The organism is Mesorhizobium sp. (genome assembly GCF_004962245.1).
Taxonomy (GTDB): Bacteria; Pseudomonadota; Alphaproteobacteria; order Rhizobiales; family Rhizobiaceae; genus Mesorhizobium.
In genome coordinates this window covers 142234-158625 of the sequence record NZ_SUHQ01000002.1, presented here as the reverse complement: position 1 = coordinate 158625, position 16392 = coordinate 142234, and the positions used below count along the sequence as shown (strand labels likewise).

At 64.3% G+C, this 16392-nt stretch carries 12 protein-coding genes; 8 read left to right on the top strand and 4 right to left on the bottom strand.

What is annotated here, in order from left to right; genetic code table 11:
• The first annotated feature begins 142 nt into the window (after nucleotides 1-142).
• Entirely contained in the window at nucleotides 143-3568 is a 3426-nt protein-coding gene (locus tag E5X88_RS02705) for an autotransporter domain-containing protein (protein ID WP_292157993.1), read from the top strand.
• An 80-nt stretch (nucleotides 3569-3648) separates the two neighbouring features.
• Here the strand turns inward: E5X88_RS02705 and E5X88_RS02700 are convergent, their stop codons facing one another.
• The gene (locus tag E5X88_RS02700; protein ID WP_292157991.1) at nucleotides 3649-4410 is read right to left on the bottom strand and encodes a slipin family protein; all 762 of its coding nucleotides are present in this window, start codon (nucleotides 4408-4410) and stop codon (nucleotides 3649-3651) included.
• On the bottom strand, nucleotides 4407-5822 hold the full coding sequence (locus E5X88_RS02695) for a nodulation protein NfeD (protein ID WP_292157989.1): 1416 nt from the start codon (nucleotides 5820-5822) through the stop codon (nucleotides 4407-4409). Before E5X88_RS02695 ends, E5X88_RS02700 begins: the two co-directional genes overlap by 4 nt.
• 382 nt (nucleotides 5823-6204) lie before the next feature.
• Here E5X88_RS02695 and E5X88_RS02690 point away from each other — a divergent pair, with 382 nt between their 5' ends.
• The 3 genes from E5X88_RS02690 (at nucleotide 6205) to E5X88_RS02680 (ending at nucleotide 10208) form a co-directional block, all read left to right on the top strand.
• Entirely contained in the window at nucleotides 6205-6948 is a 744-nt protein-coding gene (locus E5X88_RS02690) for a 2OG-Fe(II) oxygenase (protein ID WP_292157987.1), read from the top strand.
• Nucleotides 6949-7304: 356 nt separating this feature from the next.
• Nucleotides 7305-8393: a phosphate ABC transporter substrate-binding protein PstS gene (gene pstS, locus E5X88_RS02685; RefSeq protein ID WP_292157985.1), complete on the top strand. Its 1089-nt coding sequence runs from the start codon at nucleotides 7305-7307 to the stop codon at nucleotides 8391-8393.
• 84 nt (nucleotides 8394-8477) lie between these two features.
• Complete coding sequence (locus E5X88_RS02680; RefSeq protein ID WP_292157983.1) at nucleotides 8478-10208, top strand: Na/Pi symporter; 1731 nt, start codon at nucleotides 8478-8480, stop codon at nucleotides 10206-10208.
• Nucleotides 10209-10474: 266 nt separating this feature from the next.
• Here E5X88_RS02680 and E5X88_RS02675 read toward each other — a convergent pair whose 3' ends face one another.
• Complete coding sequence (locus E5X88_RS02675; protein WP_292157981.1) at nucleotides 10475-11239, bottom strand: pseudouridine synthase; 765 nt, start codon at nucleotides 11237-11239, stop codon at nucleotides 10475-10477.
• 217 nt (nucleotides 11240-11456) lie between these two features.
• Here E5X88_RS02675 and E5X88_RS02670 point away from each other — a divergent pair, with 217 nt between their 5' ends.
• From E5X88_RS02670 to E5X88_RS02660, 3 genes are all read left to right on the top strand, one after another.
• Nucleotides 11457-12185: a gamma-glutamylcyclotransferase gene (locus E5X88_RS02670; protein ID WP_292157979.1), complete on the top strand. Its 729-nt coding sequence runs from the start codon at nucleotides 11457-11459 to the stop codon at nucleotides 12183-12185.
• Complete coding sequence (locus tag E5X88_RS02665; protein WP_292157977.1) at nucleotides 12169-12414, top strand: hypothetical protein; 246 nt, start codon at nucleotides 12169-12171, stop codon at nucleotides 12412-12414. Before E5X88_RS02670 ends, E5X88_RS02665 begins: the two co-directional genes overlap by 17 nt.
• A 61-nt stretch (nucleotides 12415-12475) precedes the next feature.
• Entirely contained in the window at nucleotides 12476-14044 is a 1569-nt protein-coding gene (locus tag E5X88_RS02660) for a winged helix-turn-helix domain-containing protein (RefSeq protein ID WP_292157975.1), read from the top strand.
• Between the two features lie 175 nt (nucleotides 14045-14219).
• Here E5X88_RS02660 and E5X88_RS02655 read toward each other — a convergent pair whose 3' ends face one another.
• Nucleotides 14220-14888, bottom strand: coding sequence for a GntR family transcriptional regulator (locus E5X88_RS02655; protein ID WP_292157973.1), 669 nt, complete (start codon nucleotides 14886-14888; stop codon nucleotides 14220-14222).
• A 107-nt stretch (nucleotides 14889-14995) separates the two neighbouring features.
• On the opposite strand from E5X88_RS02655, the gene E5X88_RS02650 reads away from it, so the two are divergent.
• The gene (locus E5X88_RS02650; RefSeq protein ID WP_292157971.1) at nucleotides 14996-16240 is read left to right on the top strand and encodes an FAD-dependent oxidoreductase; all 1245 of its coding nucleotides are present in this window, start codon (nucleotides 14996-14998) and stop codon (nucleotides 16238-16240) included.
• The last annotated feature ends 152 nt before the right edge of the window (nucleotides 16241-16392 follow it).

The window sequence follows — 16392 nt, the reverse complement described above, 5'->3', positions numbered from 1 at the left end:
TGAGTGCCAAATCACCACAGTGCGCGGAAAAAGCACGGCACTTCTCTCCAGTCCAATTCCAGTGCGGCCCTGCCCAAGACAACGCCTGGCTCCGATGACATGTCAGCGTCAGGGCGAAACGACTGTCATGTCAGGGGACTGAATGCCGCAGAATACATTTGGAAGCCGCAAGGCGACCGGACTGAAACATCCGTTGCTGACGCCGACCGCGCCGACGCGTTACCTCAACCCCTCGCGCAATCCTCGGCACATGGCCAGCGTCAGTTTGCTCGCGCTGATGCTTGGCTCGGCCGGTCTCGGCGTTGTCGCCTTGCCCGCTCCCGTTGCGGCGGACGAATGGACCGGCGCGACATCCGGCGACTGGTTTACGACTGGAAACTGGGACACTGGCGCCGTCCCGACATCGAGCGACGATGTTTCCATCGCTACGGTCTCTCCCAATGCCACGGTGGTGAACGGCGCCAATGCTCTGGCCCACAACGTGTTTCTAGGCGACGGCGGGCCGGGCATCCTGACGATTTCGAACGGTGGAACGCTTACCAACACGTCCAGCTATATCGGCTGGGGCGGCGCCGGCACGGTGAACGTCACCGGCGCCGGATCCGCCTGGATCTCCAGCCTTGCCCTGTCGCTCGGCGTCAATGGCGGCGATGGCGTGCTGGTGGTCTCAAACGGCGCGACGGTTGCCAGCACGGGTGGCCATCTGGGTGTCGGCTACGGCGGCGCCACCGGCGCGGTGACGGTGGATGGTGCCGGCTCGAACTGGACAAACAGTTCCGACCTGTTCGTCGGCGATCAGAGCTCGGGTACGCTGATGGTCTCGAACGGCGGCGCGGTCAGCAATGCCTTGGGCTACGTTGGCTACGATAAAGGCTCGACCGGCACAGCGACGGTCACCGGCGCGGGCTCGACCTGGACCAACAGTTCGGACCTGTATGTCGGCGATTACGGCACCGGCACGCTGATGGTCTTGAACGGCGGTTCGGTCAGCAACGTCGAGGGGATCATCGGAAACAATGCCGGCTCTACCGGCACGGTGACTATCGCCGGCATTGGCTCGACTTGGGCCAACAGTTCCAGCCTTTATGTCGGTCAAGGCGGAGCCGGCACGCTGACGATCTTGAACGGCGGCGCCGTCAGCAATGACCAAGGCATTGTGGGCACGTATTCAGATTCGACCGGCACGGCGATAGTCGATGGAGCCGGTTCAACCTGGACCAACGCGTCCAGCCTGATCGTCGGCGCCTACGGTACGGGTGCGCTGACCATTTCGAACGGCGGTGCGGTCAGCAACACCCAGGGCTATGTGGGTTATAATGGCGACTCCGCTGGCACCGTTGAGGTCGATGGTCCTGGTTCGGTCTGGGCCAACAGCTCGGACTTGTTCGTCGGCTATGGCGGTACAGGCACGATGATCGTTTCTAACGCGGGTATGGTCAGCAACACCAATGGCTATGTGGGTGTCGGGGCAGGCTTGACCAGCACGGCGACGGTTACCGGCGCGAGCTCGTGGACCAACAGCTCGGACTTGTTCGTCGGCTATGGCGGCGCCGGCGTGCTGACGGTCTCGAACGCCGGCACTGTGAGCAACGCCTTCGGAATTGTGGGATACAATGCAGGGTCGACAGGCACGATAACGGTCGATGGCGCGGGCTCGATCTGGACCAACAGCTCGGACCTTTACGTCGGCTATTACGGCACCGCCATACTGACGATTTCGAACGGTGGCGCGGTTTCGGCTGGCAGTGTGGTGCTGGCCGCCAATGCGGACTCCATCGGCACGCTCAACATTGGCGGCGCTTCTGGTTCGGCGGCCACGGCAGCCGGAACGGTTACTGCGGCGGCTATCCAGTTCGGCCTCGGCAGCGGCACGCTCAACTTCAACCACATCGAAACGAATTACGGTTTTGCGTCTGGCATCAGCGGGCTGGGGACCATCAACCAGATCGCCGGCAACACCAACATGACCGGCAATTCCTCCGGCTTCACCGGGACGACGAATGTTTTCGGCGGCGGCCTCTATGTCAACGGCTCGCTCGGCGGCGCGATCAATGTCACCGGCGGCCTGCTTGGCGGATCGGGCACGGCAGGCAATGTGATCATTGCTTCGGGTGGGACTTTTGCGCCGGGTAATTCGATCGGCACGATCAATGTCAGCGACACGACCTTCCTGGCGGGCTCGACTTATGCTGTTGAAGTCGAAAGCGGCGGTACATCCGATCTGATCAGCGCCACCGGTACGGTGACGCTCAGTGGCGGCACGGTCGATGTCATCGCCTATCCGGATTATGCGCTCGGCACGACCTATACGATCGTCACGGCGGCAGGCGGTGTCACGGGCACCTTCGACAGCGCCAGTCTTGAAGGCGGCTCGGTCTTCATTGCGCCGACGCTGACCTATGACGCGAACAATGTCTATCTCGACCTGGCCAAGACAAGCTTCGCCAGCGTGGCGATGACGCCGAACCAGATTGCCGCGGCCGGCGGAGCAGACAGCCTGGGCACCGGCAATGCGCTCTACGATGCGATCTTCGCTCTTGGCACGGCATCCGAAGCCCAGACGGCTTTCGATGCGATCTCCGGCGAGATCCATGCCTCGGCCAAGGGGATGCTGCTCGAGGACAGCCGCTTCATCCGCGACGCCGCCACCAACCGGATCAGCGCCGCGTTCGGCGATGCCGGCGCAGCCGCATTGCCGGTCATGGCCTATGGCGAGGGCGGGTCGGCGATGGCGGCGGCCGACACCGACCGCTTCGCCGTCTGGGGCCAGGCCTTCGGCTCATGGGGCGATACGGACTCGAACGGCAATGCCGCCGCCTTCGACCGCTCGACGGGCGGCCTGCTGGCCGGCGCCGACGGTCTTGTCGGCGACGGGCGGGTCGGTCTGCTCGGCGGCTACAGTCATGCGTCCTTCGACGCCGACGACCGTCAATCCTCCGGCGACAGCGACAGTTATCATATCGGCCTCTATGGCGGGACGAACTGGGGCGCCGTCGCCTTCCGCACCGGCGCCGCCTACAGCTGGAACAGCATCTCGACGAAACGCTCCGTCGCCTTTGATGGTTTCGCCGACGCCCTGTCGGCCGATTACGACGCTTCCACCGCGCAGGTCTTCGGCGAACTTGCCTACAAGGTCGATGCCGACCGCTTCAGGTTCGAGCCGTTCGCCAACCTCGCCCATGTCAGCGTGCACACCGAAGGCTTCACAGAAAAGGGTGGTGTTGCCGCGCTGACCAGCCAAAGCAGCAATACCGACGCCACCTTCACCACGTTCGGCCTGCGCGCCTCCGCCGATGTGGGGTTCGGCGGGATCAAGGCGACGGCGCGCGGCACGCTCGGCTGGCGCCATGCCTTCGGCGACGTCACGCCGACCGCGACCTTCGCCTTCGCCGGCGGCGATGCCTTCACCATCGGCGGCGTGCCTGTCGCAGGGGACAGCGCGGTCATCGAGGCCGGCTTCGACCTGCAGATGTCGGCCAATGCGACGCTCGGCCTTTTCTATGCCGGCCAGTTCGGCGCCCACGCCGCCGACAATGGTGCCAAGGCCAACCTCAACGTCAGGTTCTGATTGGGACGGATTGGCGGGACGCCGAAGCCGCCAATCCCCTCCGAAAGGGGGGAGATTACGCTCTCATCCGCTTTCGTCATTCACTTCTCCCCACCCTGCTTGATGAAATGACCGAGCAGATCCATCGGCACCGGAAACACGACCGTCGACGAGCGCTCGCCGGCGATGTCGTGGAGAGCCTCGAAATAGCGCAACTGCATGGCCTGCGGGGCCTCGGCCAGCATCTTGCCGGCCTCGACGAGTTTGGCCGCCGCCTGCTGTTCGCCGTCGGCATTGATCACCTTCGCGCGCCGCAGCCGTTCGGCCTCGGCCTGCTTGGCGATGGCGCGGACCATGTTCTCGTTGAGGTCGACATGCTTGATCTCGACATCGGAGACCTTGATGCCCCAGGCATCGGTCCGCTGATCGAGAATCTCCTGGATATCGCTGTTGAGCCTGTCACGTTCGGCCAGCATTTCATCGAGCTCATGCTTGCCGAGCACCGAACGCAACGTGGTCTGTGCCAACTGGTTTGTCGCTGCCATGAAGTCCTCGACCTGGATGACCGCCCGCTCGGCGTCGACGATACGAAAATACAGCACCGCGTTCACTTTCACCGAGACGTTGTCGCGCGAGATCACGTCCTGCGGCGGCACATCCTGGACCACCACCCGCAGATCGACCCGCACCATCTGCTGCACGAAGGGGATGAGGACGATCAGGCCGGGACCCTTGACCCCGGTGAAGCGGCCGAGCGTGAAGACCACGCCGCGCTGATACTCCCTCAGGATGCGAATGGCCGCGGACAGGAACATGACCACGACGAGCGCTGCTACCAGATAGGCCACATAACCGATGATCATTGCCTTGCTCCATCGCCTCCCGCATTGCGGCGCCGTATCGTCAGCACGAGACCTCTGACGTCAGCCACCTCGACGCTGTCACCGACTGCGAGCGGTTCGTCGGCCTTCGCCCGCCAGCGCTCGCCCCGCGCCAGCACGTGGCCCTCGCCGCCCTCCCAGTCGAGGATCTTCGCGGGCAACCCCTGCATGGCCTGTGCGCCGACACGCGGAACGTTCTTGCGGGCTGCCCACAGATAGCTGCCGGTCAGCAGCGCCAGGCCAAGCGTCAGGGCGGCGGCGATGCCGATGACGGTCCACGACATCTCGAAGCCAGGCCCCTCGGTCTTGAGCAGCATGGCAGCGCCCAGCATAAAAGCAGCCACGCCTCCCAGCCCAAGCACCACAGTGGGGTTGAAGACCTCGACGACGAGGAAGATGATGCCAAGCAGCAGCAAGGCAAGGCCGGCATAGTTGATCGGCAGGAGATTGAGCGCATAGAGCCCGAGCAGCAGGCAAATCGTGCCGATCACGCCGGGCGCGACCGCGCCCGGGCTCGTGAACTCGAAGACGAGGCCGTAGACGCCGATCAGCATCAGGATGACGGCGATGTTCGGGTCCGTGATGACGGCGAGAAGCCGGATGAGCCAGCCGGGCTCCAGCGTTTCGACCGGCAGCCCTTTCGTCGCCAACGCCTCTTTCCTGCCGGCCACCTCGACCGTGCGGCCGTCGGCGAGTTGAAGCAGTTCGGCCGTGTCGCGGGCGACGAAGTCGACGACATGCTCCTGCAGCGCCGCGTTGGCCGACAGGCTGGCCGCCTCGCGCACGGCCTTTTCACCCCAATCGGCATTGCGCCCGCGCAGTTCAGCCAGGCTGCGGATCAAGGCAACCGCGTCGTTCGTCACCTTGGCCGTCATCGCATCGCCCGCCGGCGGCGGTCCGGCGGCGTTCTTCCGGTCCTTGCCCGCTTCTGGGCCTGTGCCATCGTTCTTGTCGTCGCCGTCGGGAAAGGATGGCAGCGGTCCGCCAAGCTCGACGGGCGTTGCCGCACCCAGATTGGTGCCGGGCGCCATCGCCGCCACATGGGTCGCGTAGAGGATATAGGTGCCGGCGCTCGCCGCGTGCCCGCCGGCGGGCGCGACATAGCCGATGACGGGAACCGGCGAGGCGAGGATGTCGGCGATCATCTCGCGCATGCTGGTGGCCAGGCCGCCGGGCGTATTCATCTGCAGGATGAGAACATCGGCGTTTCGCTCTGCGGCGACCGCCAGCGCTTCCTCGAACTGCCTGGCGCTCGCCGGGCCGATGGCGCCGTCTATCTCGACGCGCAGCGCAATCCTCTCTTGGCCGCTCGCCTCTCCGGGTGCGGAAGAAGGACAAACGACCACGGCGGCAACAAAAGCCGCGACAAGCAGGGCCACACGCGCGAGTCTCACGCTCAAAGCTCCCTATACAGGATATGGGCTGGATTTTGCCGAAATCCATGATGCGTCGCGGCGGATGAAGCTGATCCAGGGCAACGTGGCGTTGAAACTGCCGATCTCCCCCCTTGCGGGGGAGATGCCTGGCAAGGCAGAGGGGGTGCTGTCCCTTCGACCTGTCGTGTCGACCAATCGCAACAACTCGATCAGGCCGGTTTAGGTTGGAATGGCTGAAATCGAAAGTTGGCGTCCCACCCCCCTCTGTCCTGCCGGACATCTCCCCCACAAGGGGGGAGATCGGCAGTTTCGCCTTGTGCACAACAGGAAACGGGTGGTTTGCGCGCGCTGTTTCACCCATCTGATGGCAGGAGCCCACGAAGCCACAGGAGGCAGAGCCATGACCATTCATTCGATAGGTTCGAAGGCAGCGGCCCGATCGGCACAAGCGCGGGTCGCCGGTTATGATTGGCAGGCATTGGCCGACGAGATGAGCGGCTATGGCTGCGCCGTGATGGAAAAGCTGCTGACGCCGCAAGAGTGTAAGCAGATCGCGGCGCTCTACCCGGACGAAAGCCATTTCCGTAGCCATGTCCATATGGCGCGGCATGGCTTCGGCAAGGGCGAGTACCGTTACTTCAGCTATCCCTTGCCCGAGCTGATCGGCGGCCTGCGCACCGCGCTCTATCCGCGCCTCGCCGCGGTCGCCAACGACTGGAACGAGCGCATGGGCATCGCGCAGCGCTATCCGGACGAACACGCCGCGTTCCTCAAGCAATGCCACGACCAGGGCCAGACGCGGCCGACGCCGCTCCTGCTGCAATATGGTCCCGGTGACTTCAACTGCCTGCATCAGGATCTCTACGGCGATCTTGCCTTCCCGCTGCAGGTGGCGATCCTGCTGTCCGAGCCGGATAAGGATTTCACCGGCGGCGAGTTCGTGCTGACCGAGCAGCGTCCGCGCATGCAGAGCCGGGCCGAGGTGGTGCCGCTGCGCCAGGGCGATGCGGTTGCTTTCGCGGTCCACAATCGTCCGGTCCAGGGCACCAAAGGCAGCTACCGCGTCAACCTCAGGCACGGCGTCAGCCGGCTTCGCTCCGGCATGCGCCACACGGTGGGCATCATCTTCCACGACGCGAAATAACGCTGTCGTGGACTTCGCAGGGGCTGCGTAGAGGCGACGGGCAGCTCAGGCCCGAAACATCGCCCATTCATCGGCGCTGAGATGGCGTGCTTTGCCTTGGCAAGACCGTCGAACTGCACAGGTTGATCACGAAGCGCGGGCTTGCCGAACGATTCTCTAGGGCAAGTGCAGCGATTGGAAAGATTCGAATAAAAAGAGTCGCCCCGCAAGATCTCTGTCATCCAATCGTTAACCAAGGTTCATACGATGAGCGATGTTTTCTCCCGGCGGGCGTCCGCTCGCCGGACGGATGACTGTTGATATCTGCCAAGACTGAAAAATAACTACCTGTTTGCGCAGTGTAGTGGGGGATCGTCATGATGCTTGCAGCCGGCTTTGCTTCACTGCGGGGTAATTGGGCGAAGATAACGAGCGGCGCCATCACGCTTGCTGCTGCTGTGCTGATCGGGGCCGCTGCACAGGCTGAGCCCATTCGCGGCGCCGGATCGACACTGGCTGCACCAATCATCGGCAAATGGGCAGCGGCCTACGAGAACGCACGCGCCGATGGCGGCGACTATGTCTCGCCCGATTGGAAGGTGGACTATGAAATTATCGGCTCGCTCGCCGGCGTGCTGCGTCTCGATCAGCCGGACATGGATTTTGCCGCGACGGATGCGCCGATCAACGCCGACGAGCTCAGGAAAGCCGGCCGCCAGCAGTTTCCGATCGTGATGGGCGCCATCGCCGTCGTCACCAATCTCGATGGCATTGGCCCGGGCAGCCTTCGCCTGACGGGGCCGCTTCTGGCCGACATCTATCTGGGCAAGATCCAGTCATGGTCCGATCCCGCGATCAAGGCGGCGAATCCGGATCTGACGCTGCCCGATCTCAGGATCAGCGTTCTTCACCGCAAGGACGGTTCCGGCTCGACCTTCGTCTTCACCGAGTATCTGTCGGCGGTCAGTGAGGAGTGGAAGACCAAATACGGCGCCAATACGCTGATCTCGTGGCCGCTAGGCGCCGATGCGGAAGGCACACAGAACCTCATTCGAGCCGTGCACGACACGAAAGGCGCGATCGCCTATGCCGAATCCGGCCAGGCCCAGCGCGCAAGCCTCTCCTACGCGCTGATCCAGAACAAATCCGGCAAGTTCGTCAAGCCGGAGCCGGAGGGCGTGCAGGCTGCCGCGACGTCCATCGACTGGGCGCAAACTACCGATTTCTTCGCCTCCCTGACCGATCGAGACGGAGATGCCGCCTATCCGATCAGCACGGCGGTGTTCGCGGTCGTTCAGGTCTCGGGCCGTTCGGAACATCGCTATCGCCGGGTGCACGACCTTTTCCGGCTCGCCTTCGCGCAAGGGGCGGGCGATGCCGCAGCGCTTGGCTATGTGCCGCTGCCGAAGACGCTCGTCGACCAGATCGAACAGTACTGGGCAAGGCAAGAGCCCGTCGGAAACTGAGCGGAAGAGCCAGGCTGCCTCGCGCAGCGACGGAACTAAACGTCATATCGCGCCGCCGTGGCGGCTTGTTGGGGACTGCGTGACATGGACATAGATATCTTCAAGGACATCCTCGTGCCGGTGATCGGCGGGTTGGGCATCTTCATGCTCGGCCTGGACTTCATGGCAAACGGCATCCAGGCGCTTTCGGTCAATCGGATGCGCGCCTTTCTCGCCAAAGCCGCGGGAACGCCGATCAAGGGCGTGCTGGCGGGAACGCTGATCACGGGCGTCATCCAGTCGTCGACCGCGATGAGCGTCATGGTCGTCGGCCTGGTCAATGCCGGCGTCATCGCCTTGAGACCGGCGATCAGCGTGATCATGGGCGCCAACATCGGCACCACGCTCGGCAACGGGCTCATCGCCCTGCCGCTCGGTCCGCTCGGATTGATCCTGGCCGGCGTGTTCTCGCTGGTCTACTGCTTCGCCAAAAGCGAAAAGGTCAAGAACATAGCGCTCGCCTGCATGGGCTTCGCGCTGATCTTCTATGGCCTCAACCTGATGACCGGTGGCCTGCGTCCGCTTCGCAACCTGCCCGAAGTCATGGCCCTGCTGCAAACGCTGACGGCCGATTCCTACCTCAACCTTCTCAAATGCGTGTTCATCGCCGCCGGCGTGACGGCCATGATCCATTCGTCCTCGGCGACGATCGGCATTGTGATGGGCCTTGGCGCCGCCGGCATTCTCGACTGGACCACGGCCGTCGCCTTCTCGCTTGGCGCCGATCTCGGCACCACGATCACGTCGTGGATGGCTTCCCTCAATCTTTCGAAGAACGCCAAGCGGACCGCCTACGCGCACATCTCGTTCAACATCATCGGCGTGTGCATCACCATCCCGCTGTTCTTCGTCTCCATCGAGATCCTTGCGTGGGTCATGCAGTTCTTCGGCGGCGATCCCGCCGTTCCGGTGATCGTCGACGGCAAGGAAACCTTTCCCCTGGTGCCGGTCGCGGTCGGCATCTACTCGACCTTCTTCAATGTCTTCAACACGTTGTTGCTGTTCCCGTTCATCGGCATGTTCGAGCGGGTTCTGTCGCGTGTCGGTCACACGGATGACGAGGACGCCGAGGATTTCTCGACGCCGAGGTTCCTCGACCGCAAGCTGGCCGGCGATTTTGCCAAGGCCGTTCCCGCCGTTCAGCAGGAGACGGCCCGCCACCTCCAGGCCGGCGCCATGTTCCTCGACATCGCACGCTCGTCCAAGAAGGCGCCGTCGGATCCGGGCGAGCACTATCTCGCAACCGACATCCTCAGCCGCGATATCCGTGCCTACACCGCCGATCTGATGAAGGAGGATCTGCCCTACGACCAGCTCGATCTGATCGCCAGCCTGATCGAGGAGGCGGACTTCACGGCCGCCCTGACGGAATCGATGCATCAGGTGGCGCGCCGGGTGCGGCGCGAGAAATTCAGCAGCCCGGCGCAGGCCATCGTCGACGTCGCGTTGAGCAAGCTCGATGTCTCGCTGCGGGAGATCTTGCCGACCTACGGCATCTCCGAGCCGCAGATGCCGGCCGGCCATGTCAATCTCCCGGAGGTCGAGGAACTGCGCGCCCGCACGCTGGCACTCGGACCGAATGCGGGCGCCGCCGAGCGCGGCACGATCCTGGCCCTGCTCGGTTCAATAGAGCGCGCGGAAATCCTGATCCACCGCATCGACGCCGAGCGCAAATCCGTCAACCGGCAGAGCGTGCTCGCCCGCGCGTCGGCGCGCAAGGAAACCAGGCCGCGCTCGATGGGCGATCCCAGCCTCAGCCCGGTCCCGGCCGAGTAACGGTCAGAGGCAGTCGTCGAAGTCGGCGCCGCCCCTCATCGCCCTGCCGGGCACTTCTCCCCGTATAGTGACGGGGAGAAGGGGCTGGCGGCGACCTTGGCGAACATTCTGTAACGCTGGTGATTGGCGAAACCATCGATGAGAGCGCCCTCTCCCCGTCACTATACGCGGAGAGGAAGCCGGCAGGCAGGTGAGGGGCAGCGCAAACCTGAAGCGATTGGCCTGCGGCGATGCCGCTCTTGCCGGGTCGCTTCGGGCGTCTTCGCTCAGGCCGCAAACAGCGCCAGCTCTTCGGCAGTGAGGTGGCGTGCCTTGCCCTTGGCGAGGTCGCCGAGCTGCAAGGGGCCGATCGCCACCCGCACGAGGCGCAGCACCTCGACATCACAGGCGCCGAGCAGCCGACGGATATGGCGGTTGCGGCCCTCGTCGAGGGTGATTTCCAGCCATGCGGTGCGGGTGCCGCTGCGCAGGATTTCGATCGACCGCGCCGTCAAAAGCTCGCCGTCGACGGTCGCGCCGGCGCGCAACCGCGCCAGCATGGCCTCGTCGGGCAGGGCGCCGATCTGCACGTGATAGATCTTGGCGACGTGCGAGGCGGGATCGAGCAGGCGCTGGGCGAAGCGCGTGTCGTTGGTCATCAAAAGCAAGCCCTCGCTGGCCTTGTCGAGGCGGCCGACCGGCGACACGAAGGGCAGGGCGAGCCCGGTCAGGCAGTCATAGACGGTGCCGCGGTCCTGCGGGTCGTCGCGGGTGGTGACCAGGCCGCGCGGCTTGTTGATCATCAGATAGACCTTGCGCTCAGCGACGACGCGGCTGCCGTCGACCTCGATGCGGTCGCGGCCGGGATCGACGCGCAGCGAGCCGTTGCGCACTATTTTGCCTCCGACCCGGACGCGCCCTTCGGCGACCAGAGCCTCGGCCTGCTTGCGCGAGCACAGGCCGAGTTTCGACAGCGCACGGCAAAGGCTGACGCCTGCGGGATTGGCTCCAGCGGCGGGACGTGGCCGGCCGATTCTGGGTCGTGGCGTCATGGACCTACGTGTGGATTCCTGTGTCCGTCATTCCAGTATAGCCGGCTGCCGGCTCTGTCCACGGGAGAGGAACAGAACGTCGCCGTTGAGGAGCGAGGCGGCGTGCTCCTTTTCGGCTGCTGCTGCTCCATTCGATTTCAGCACAATATCAGCGCCCGTTCAGGACGCGGAGGAATTGTGCGGCGATGCTCTCAGGAAACAAATCCGATGAGCGGCCATGACAATCGCCCTTACAGAAGACCTCCTCGCCAGGATCGATCACAGGATCGAAGACGCCGGCCCGGCGCCCGGGCTGCGCAGCCTTGAGGATCGCGACTATGCCGACATTCGCAGGCGGCTGCTTGCCGGACGCCCGCGTGACGTTTGGGTATTCGCCTATGGCTCCCTGCTATGGAACCCATGCTTCGAATTCGTCGAGGAACGGCCGGCGACCGTGCACGGCTGGCATCGGCGATTTTCGCTGTGGCTGACCCGCTGGCGCGGCACCCGAGAGCGGCCCGGCCTGATGCTTGCGCTCGACCGTGGTGGCAGCTGCCGCGGTGTCGTCTACCGTCTCCCCGATCGTGACATCGACGCGGCAATCGACCGGCTGCTGCGCCGGGAAATGAGCGCCAACCCGCCGACCAACATTCCACGTTGGGTCTCTGTTCGAGGCGCGGGTAGGAATTTGCGGGCCATCGCCTTCGTCGCCGACCGGAGTGGCCCGGCCTACGCGGCAGGCCTGCCCGAGCAGACCACGGTGGAAATCCTGTCGCTTGCCGCCGGTCACATCGGAAGCTGCGCCGACTATCTGCGCCGCACCGTCCTTCAGCTCGAAGCCCGCAATATCCGCGACGCAACACTATGGCGGCTGCAGGGCAAGGTCGCCGCCCACCTGGCATCATTACAATCCAGCACGCCCTTGCCACCACCAACCCTGGAGATCGATCATGCATGCGAAGGTTGAACGGCTTTTCCCCCCGTCGATCACGGCACAGGAAGCGGTGCATCAGATTCTGTCGACGGGCAGCGTTGAATTTTGTGGCGGCGAAACTGTGCAGATGCTGCACTATCTCGACGCTCGGACGCCCCGCGACGCGATAATAGTCCCTGGCGAAACACGGCCGGGCCTCTGGCAGGGCGTTGCCAGCCTCTTTCGGGCCAGCCTCATTCGGCCCGGCATTTTTCGGACTTGACCTTTACCGGCCTCTGCTCCGATGATCGCCGCGCGATCAGGCGCAGCGATGGTGCAGTGGCTTGGTACAACAGATCGGCAACGCGGTTCTCGATCTCGAGCGCGGCACGTTGCGGCGCGACGGCGAGATCGTGCCGGTCAGGCCAAAGACCTTCGACCTGCTTGCCTTCCTGGTGCATAACTCCGGCCGCGTGCTGAGCAAGGACGAACTGTTCGAAGCGGTGTGGCCTGGCATCATCGTCACCGAGGACTCGCTCACCCAGTGCATCCGCGATGTGCGCAAATGCATCGGCGACGAAACGCAGTCCCTGATCCGCACCGTGCCTCGGCGCGGCTACATGTTCCAGCCTGCCGACGACACTGCGTCCGTTTCGCATATGCCTTCCGCCGCTGCGGTTGCAGCCGGACGAACGCCCGAACCGATGGTCGCCGTCCTGCCGTTTCGCGTCGACGTCGACGATACGACGGCAAAGCCGCTCTTCGATGGGGCGGTCGAGGAGATCATCAACGCGCTTTCCTACTTCAAGACCATCGCGGTGCTGGCGCGCCATTCGGCCTTCGCGCTTGCCCAATACTCCGACCAGGATATCTGGGCGACTGCCGAGCGTCTCGGAGCCGACTATGTTGCGGAAGGCGCTGTCAAAAGCGCCGACGATGGCTATAACGTGCGCGTCGTGCTGTCCGAAACAGCGTCGGGCCGACGTGTCTGGGCGCAGACGTTTTCATTCAAGACGAGTGAGATTTTCGCTTTTCAAAGAACGGTGGCGCAAAGGATCGCGTCGGCGCTGGTCGCCAATATAGAGAGTGCGGCGATGCGGCGTGTATCTCCCGCGGCCGCCGCCAATGTCGAGGCGTATGTCCATATTTTGCGCGGCATTGCGTTGCTGCGCAGTTATGGCGAGGGGGTGAACCAGCAAGCGCGCGCGCATCTGCTGAAGGCGCTGGAACTCGATCGGGAGTCGGGCCTCGCCCACGCCTATCTCGCCCTGGCGGACACGATCATCGGTGGGTATACCGGCGCGCCGCGGTCCGTGCTCGATCAGGCGCGTGACCGGGCCTTGCACGCCATGGCCCTCAGTCCCGACGAGGCACGATGCCACCGGATCCTGGCATTGATCCTGCTCTACCGGCACGATTTCGAGGCCGCGGCGCAGCATTTGGCCCGGGCGCTGGACCTCAACCCCTACGACGCCGATACACTGGCACAGACCGGCTTTTTCCACACGCTGCGCGGCAATGCCGAGACGGGCCTGGCGCTCCTCGATCAGGCCGTTGAACTCAATCCGATGCACCCGCCCTGGTACTATTACGACAGGGGCGAAGCCCTGCTTCATGTGGGTCGGTATCGAGAAGCCGCTGTTTCGTTCTCCTGCCTGCCACGCAAGAGTGCCTGGCAATTGGCCCGGCTGGCGGCATGTTACGGCCTCGACGGCGACCTCGACAAGGCGCGCTCTTGCGCCAAGGAGGGACGGCAGCTCGAACCTGGCTTAACTGTCGAGGCGATTATTGCAGACCTTCGCCTGGAACGCTTCGAGGATCGGGAACGGATACGATCGGGTCTTGAGCGTGCCGGCTGGGACGAAACGCCATTGCCGGAAACGCCATTGCCCGCGACACCACTGAAAGGGTAACACCGCTTTTCGAACTCGAGACCAGATTAGCTCCGCCTGCTTGCGCGAGCACAGGCCGAGTTTCGACAGCGCACGGCAAAGGCTGACGCCTGGGGGGCTCACTCCAGGACGACGGACTCCGGCGCTGGGGCGTTGCCGGCTAATGTTCAGCCGTGGCGTGGTCGTTCCGGCAAGGTCAGGGCTTCCCCGCCAGCCCGGCCTGGGCGAGCGTTTCCATGCCTTCTCTGAGGTGCTTTTTCAGGAGGCGAACGGCCGCCTCGGCATCGCGGTGCCGGCAGGCCGTCAAGATATCCCAGTGTTCCGACTGCGAGCGGCTGCGATAGTCCAGGTTGGACAGTAGAACGCGAATGTAGCGGTCGGCCGCGTTGTGATGAGCTTCGATCAGGTCGAGCAATCGGGCGTTGCCGCAGGCGCTGTAAAGGGCCAGGTGAAAGGCGCGGTTCAGCGTTCCCCAGCGGCCGACATTCGGCTCGGCGTCGATCTGCTTGAGCACGTGGCCGGCCTCGTCGAGCTTCTCCTTGGCGAGATTCGGGACCGAGAGCCGCAGCGCCTCGCTTTCGAGCAATGCGCGGACCGCGAAGATCTCCCTGATCTCGGTCACGTCCATCCTGGCGACATGCGCGCCCTTGGTCGGATGGATCGAAACGATGCCTTCGGCCTCGAGCTGGCGAAGGGCGTCGCGGACAGGCATGCGGCTGAAGCCGAAGCGCTCGGCAAGGTCGTCCTGACGCAGCGGCGTGCCCGCCGCCAGGCTGCCGTCGGCGATCGATTCACGCAGCACATTCGCCACCTGCTCCGCCACCGTCTGCGGCCTCTGCATCAAGCCTTCGCCAAGTCCGCGCAATCGAGCCTCCATGTCATGTGCACCTTGCCTAACAGAAAGCCGCTTGTATGGATATCTGTATTCTCGTATACGAGTATCCAAAGGCGTCACATGCCACAGGGAACTCCATGTCGCTCGCATCGGATCACTCAGACAAGAAAACCGCCTCCAACAACAGACCGGTCGACGCCGTCGTCATCGGCGGCGGCATCGCCGGCTGCACGCTGGCCTGGGAGCTGGCGTCCCGTGGTGTCGAAACGGTCGTTCTCGAACAGGCGGTGATCGCCGCCGAGTCCTCGGGACGCAACACCGGCACCTTGCTCAGCGGTCCGCAGACCGAGGTGGTCGAGATGCTCGATGCCTGCGCGGCGATCTATGAGGAGCTTTCGCAAGGGGCGGTGCCTTTCGAGTTCTCTGACATAGGGCACCTTCTCATCTCGGAAGACGAGGCCAGCTTCGAGGCGGCCGGGACTGTGGCCGATCGCTACCGCGCCGCCGGTGTCGCCATGGAAAAGATCACCGGCGCGGAGTTGGCGCGGGACCATCCGCGGATCGGCTTCAAGGTGGCGGGCGGCTATAGCGTCGGCCGCGCCTGGACGCTCGAGCCGATGGGGGCGACGCATGCCTTTGCCCACGCCGCCCGCGCGGCGGGCGCGGTGATCCGGACAGGGCTTCGCGTCGCCCAGATTTTCTCGAAGGGCGGCAAGGTCCAGGGCGTGCTGACGGATCAGGGGATCATATCAGCCGATCTCGTCTTCATCGCCAACGGGTTGTGGATGGCCGACCTGCTGCGGCGGACCGTCGGCGACGGGCCGCTTCCCGGCCTGCCGTTCACCGCCGGTCGAGGCTGGCTGATCCAGCTGGGCAAGCTCGACTTCGAGCTGCCATGGATCGTCGAGGAACTGACATGGCCGGACCAGCAGGAACTGGGTAAGCGGATGAGCCCCGCCGGCCTTGCCGATGTCGCCGAACAGCGCGACGACCAGCCGGCCGTCGAGGCTATTTGCCTCAATCCGATGCGCGGCGGCGATGCGCGGCTTGGCGCATCGGTCCAGCCGGCGTTTCGCGATCTGGTCCGCAACACCGACATGGCGAGCCGGATCGCCGGCCGCACGCTGCGCATGCTGTCCGGTCTCGGTGCGCCGCGGGTCGGCAACGTCTATCCCGGCAACCGGCCGATGCTTTCCGACGGTCTGCCGGTCGCCGGCAAGACGGCCGTCGAAGGCCTGTTCGTGCATGGCGGCATGGGCTCGATCGGCATGCATGCAGCACCGGCCACGGCGCGCTGGCTGGTGGAGGCCGTGCTTTCGGGCGACGGCAACCCAACGCAGCAATGGCTGCGCCCGGAGCGTTTTCCCGGCTGGGGGAAATGAGGGCCTGCCGCTGTGCCGCCGTTGCGGCAAAGCGACGGAACGCCTCTCAAACAGATTCACTTGTGGCTTGTATCCTCTTGAGACAAAAGAGGATTTTAATGCCGATATTGCGGGACGGCGCCCCTCTGTCCGGCAGGACAGAGGGGGCGTCA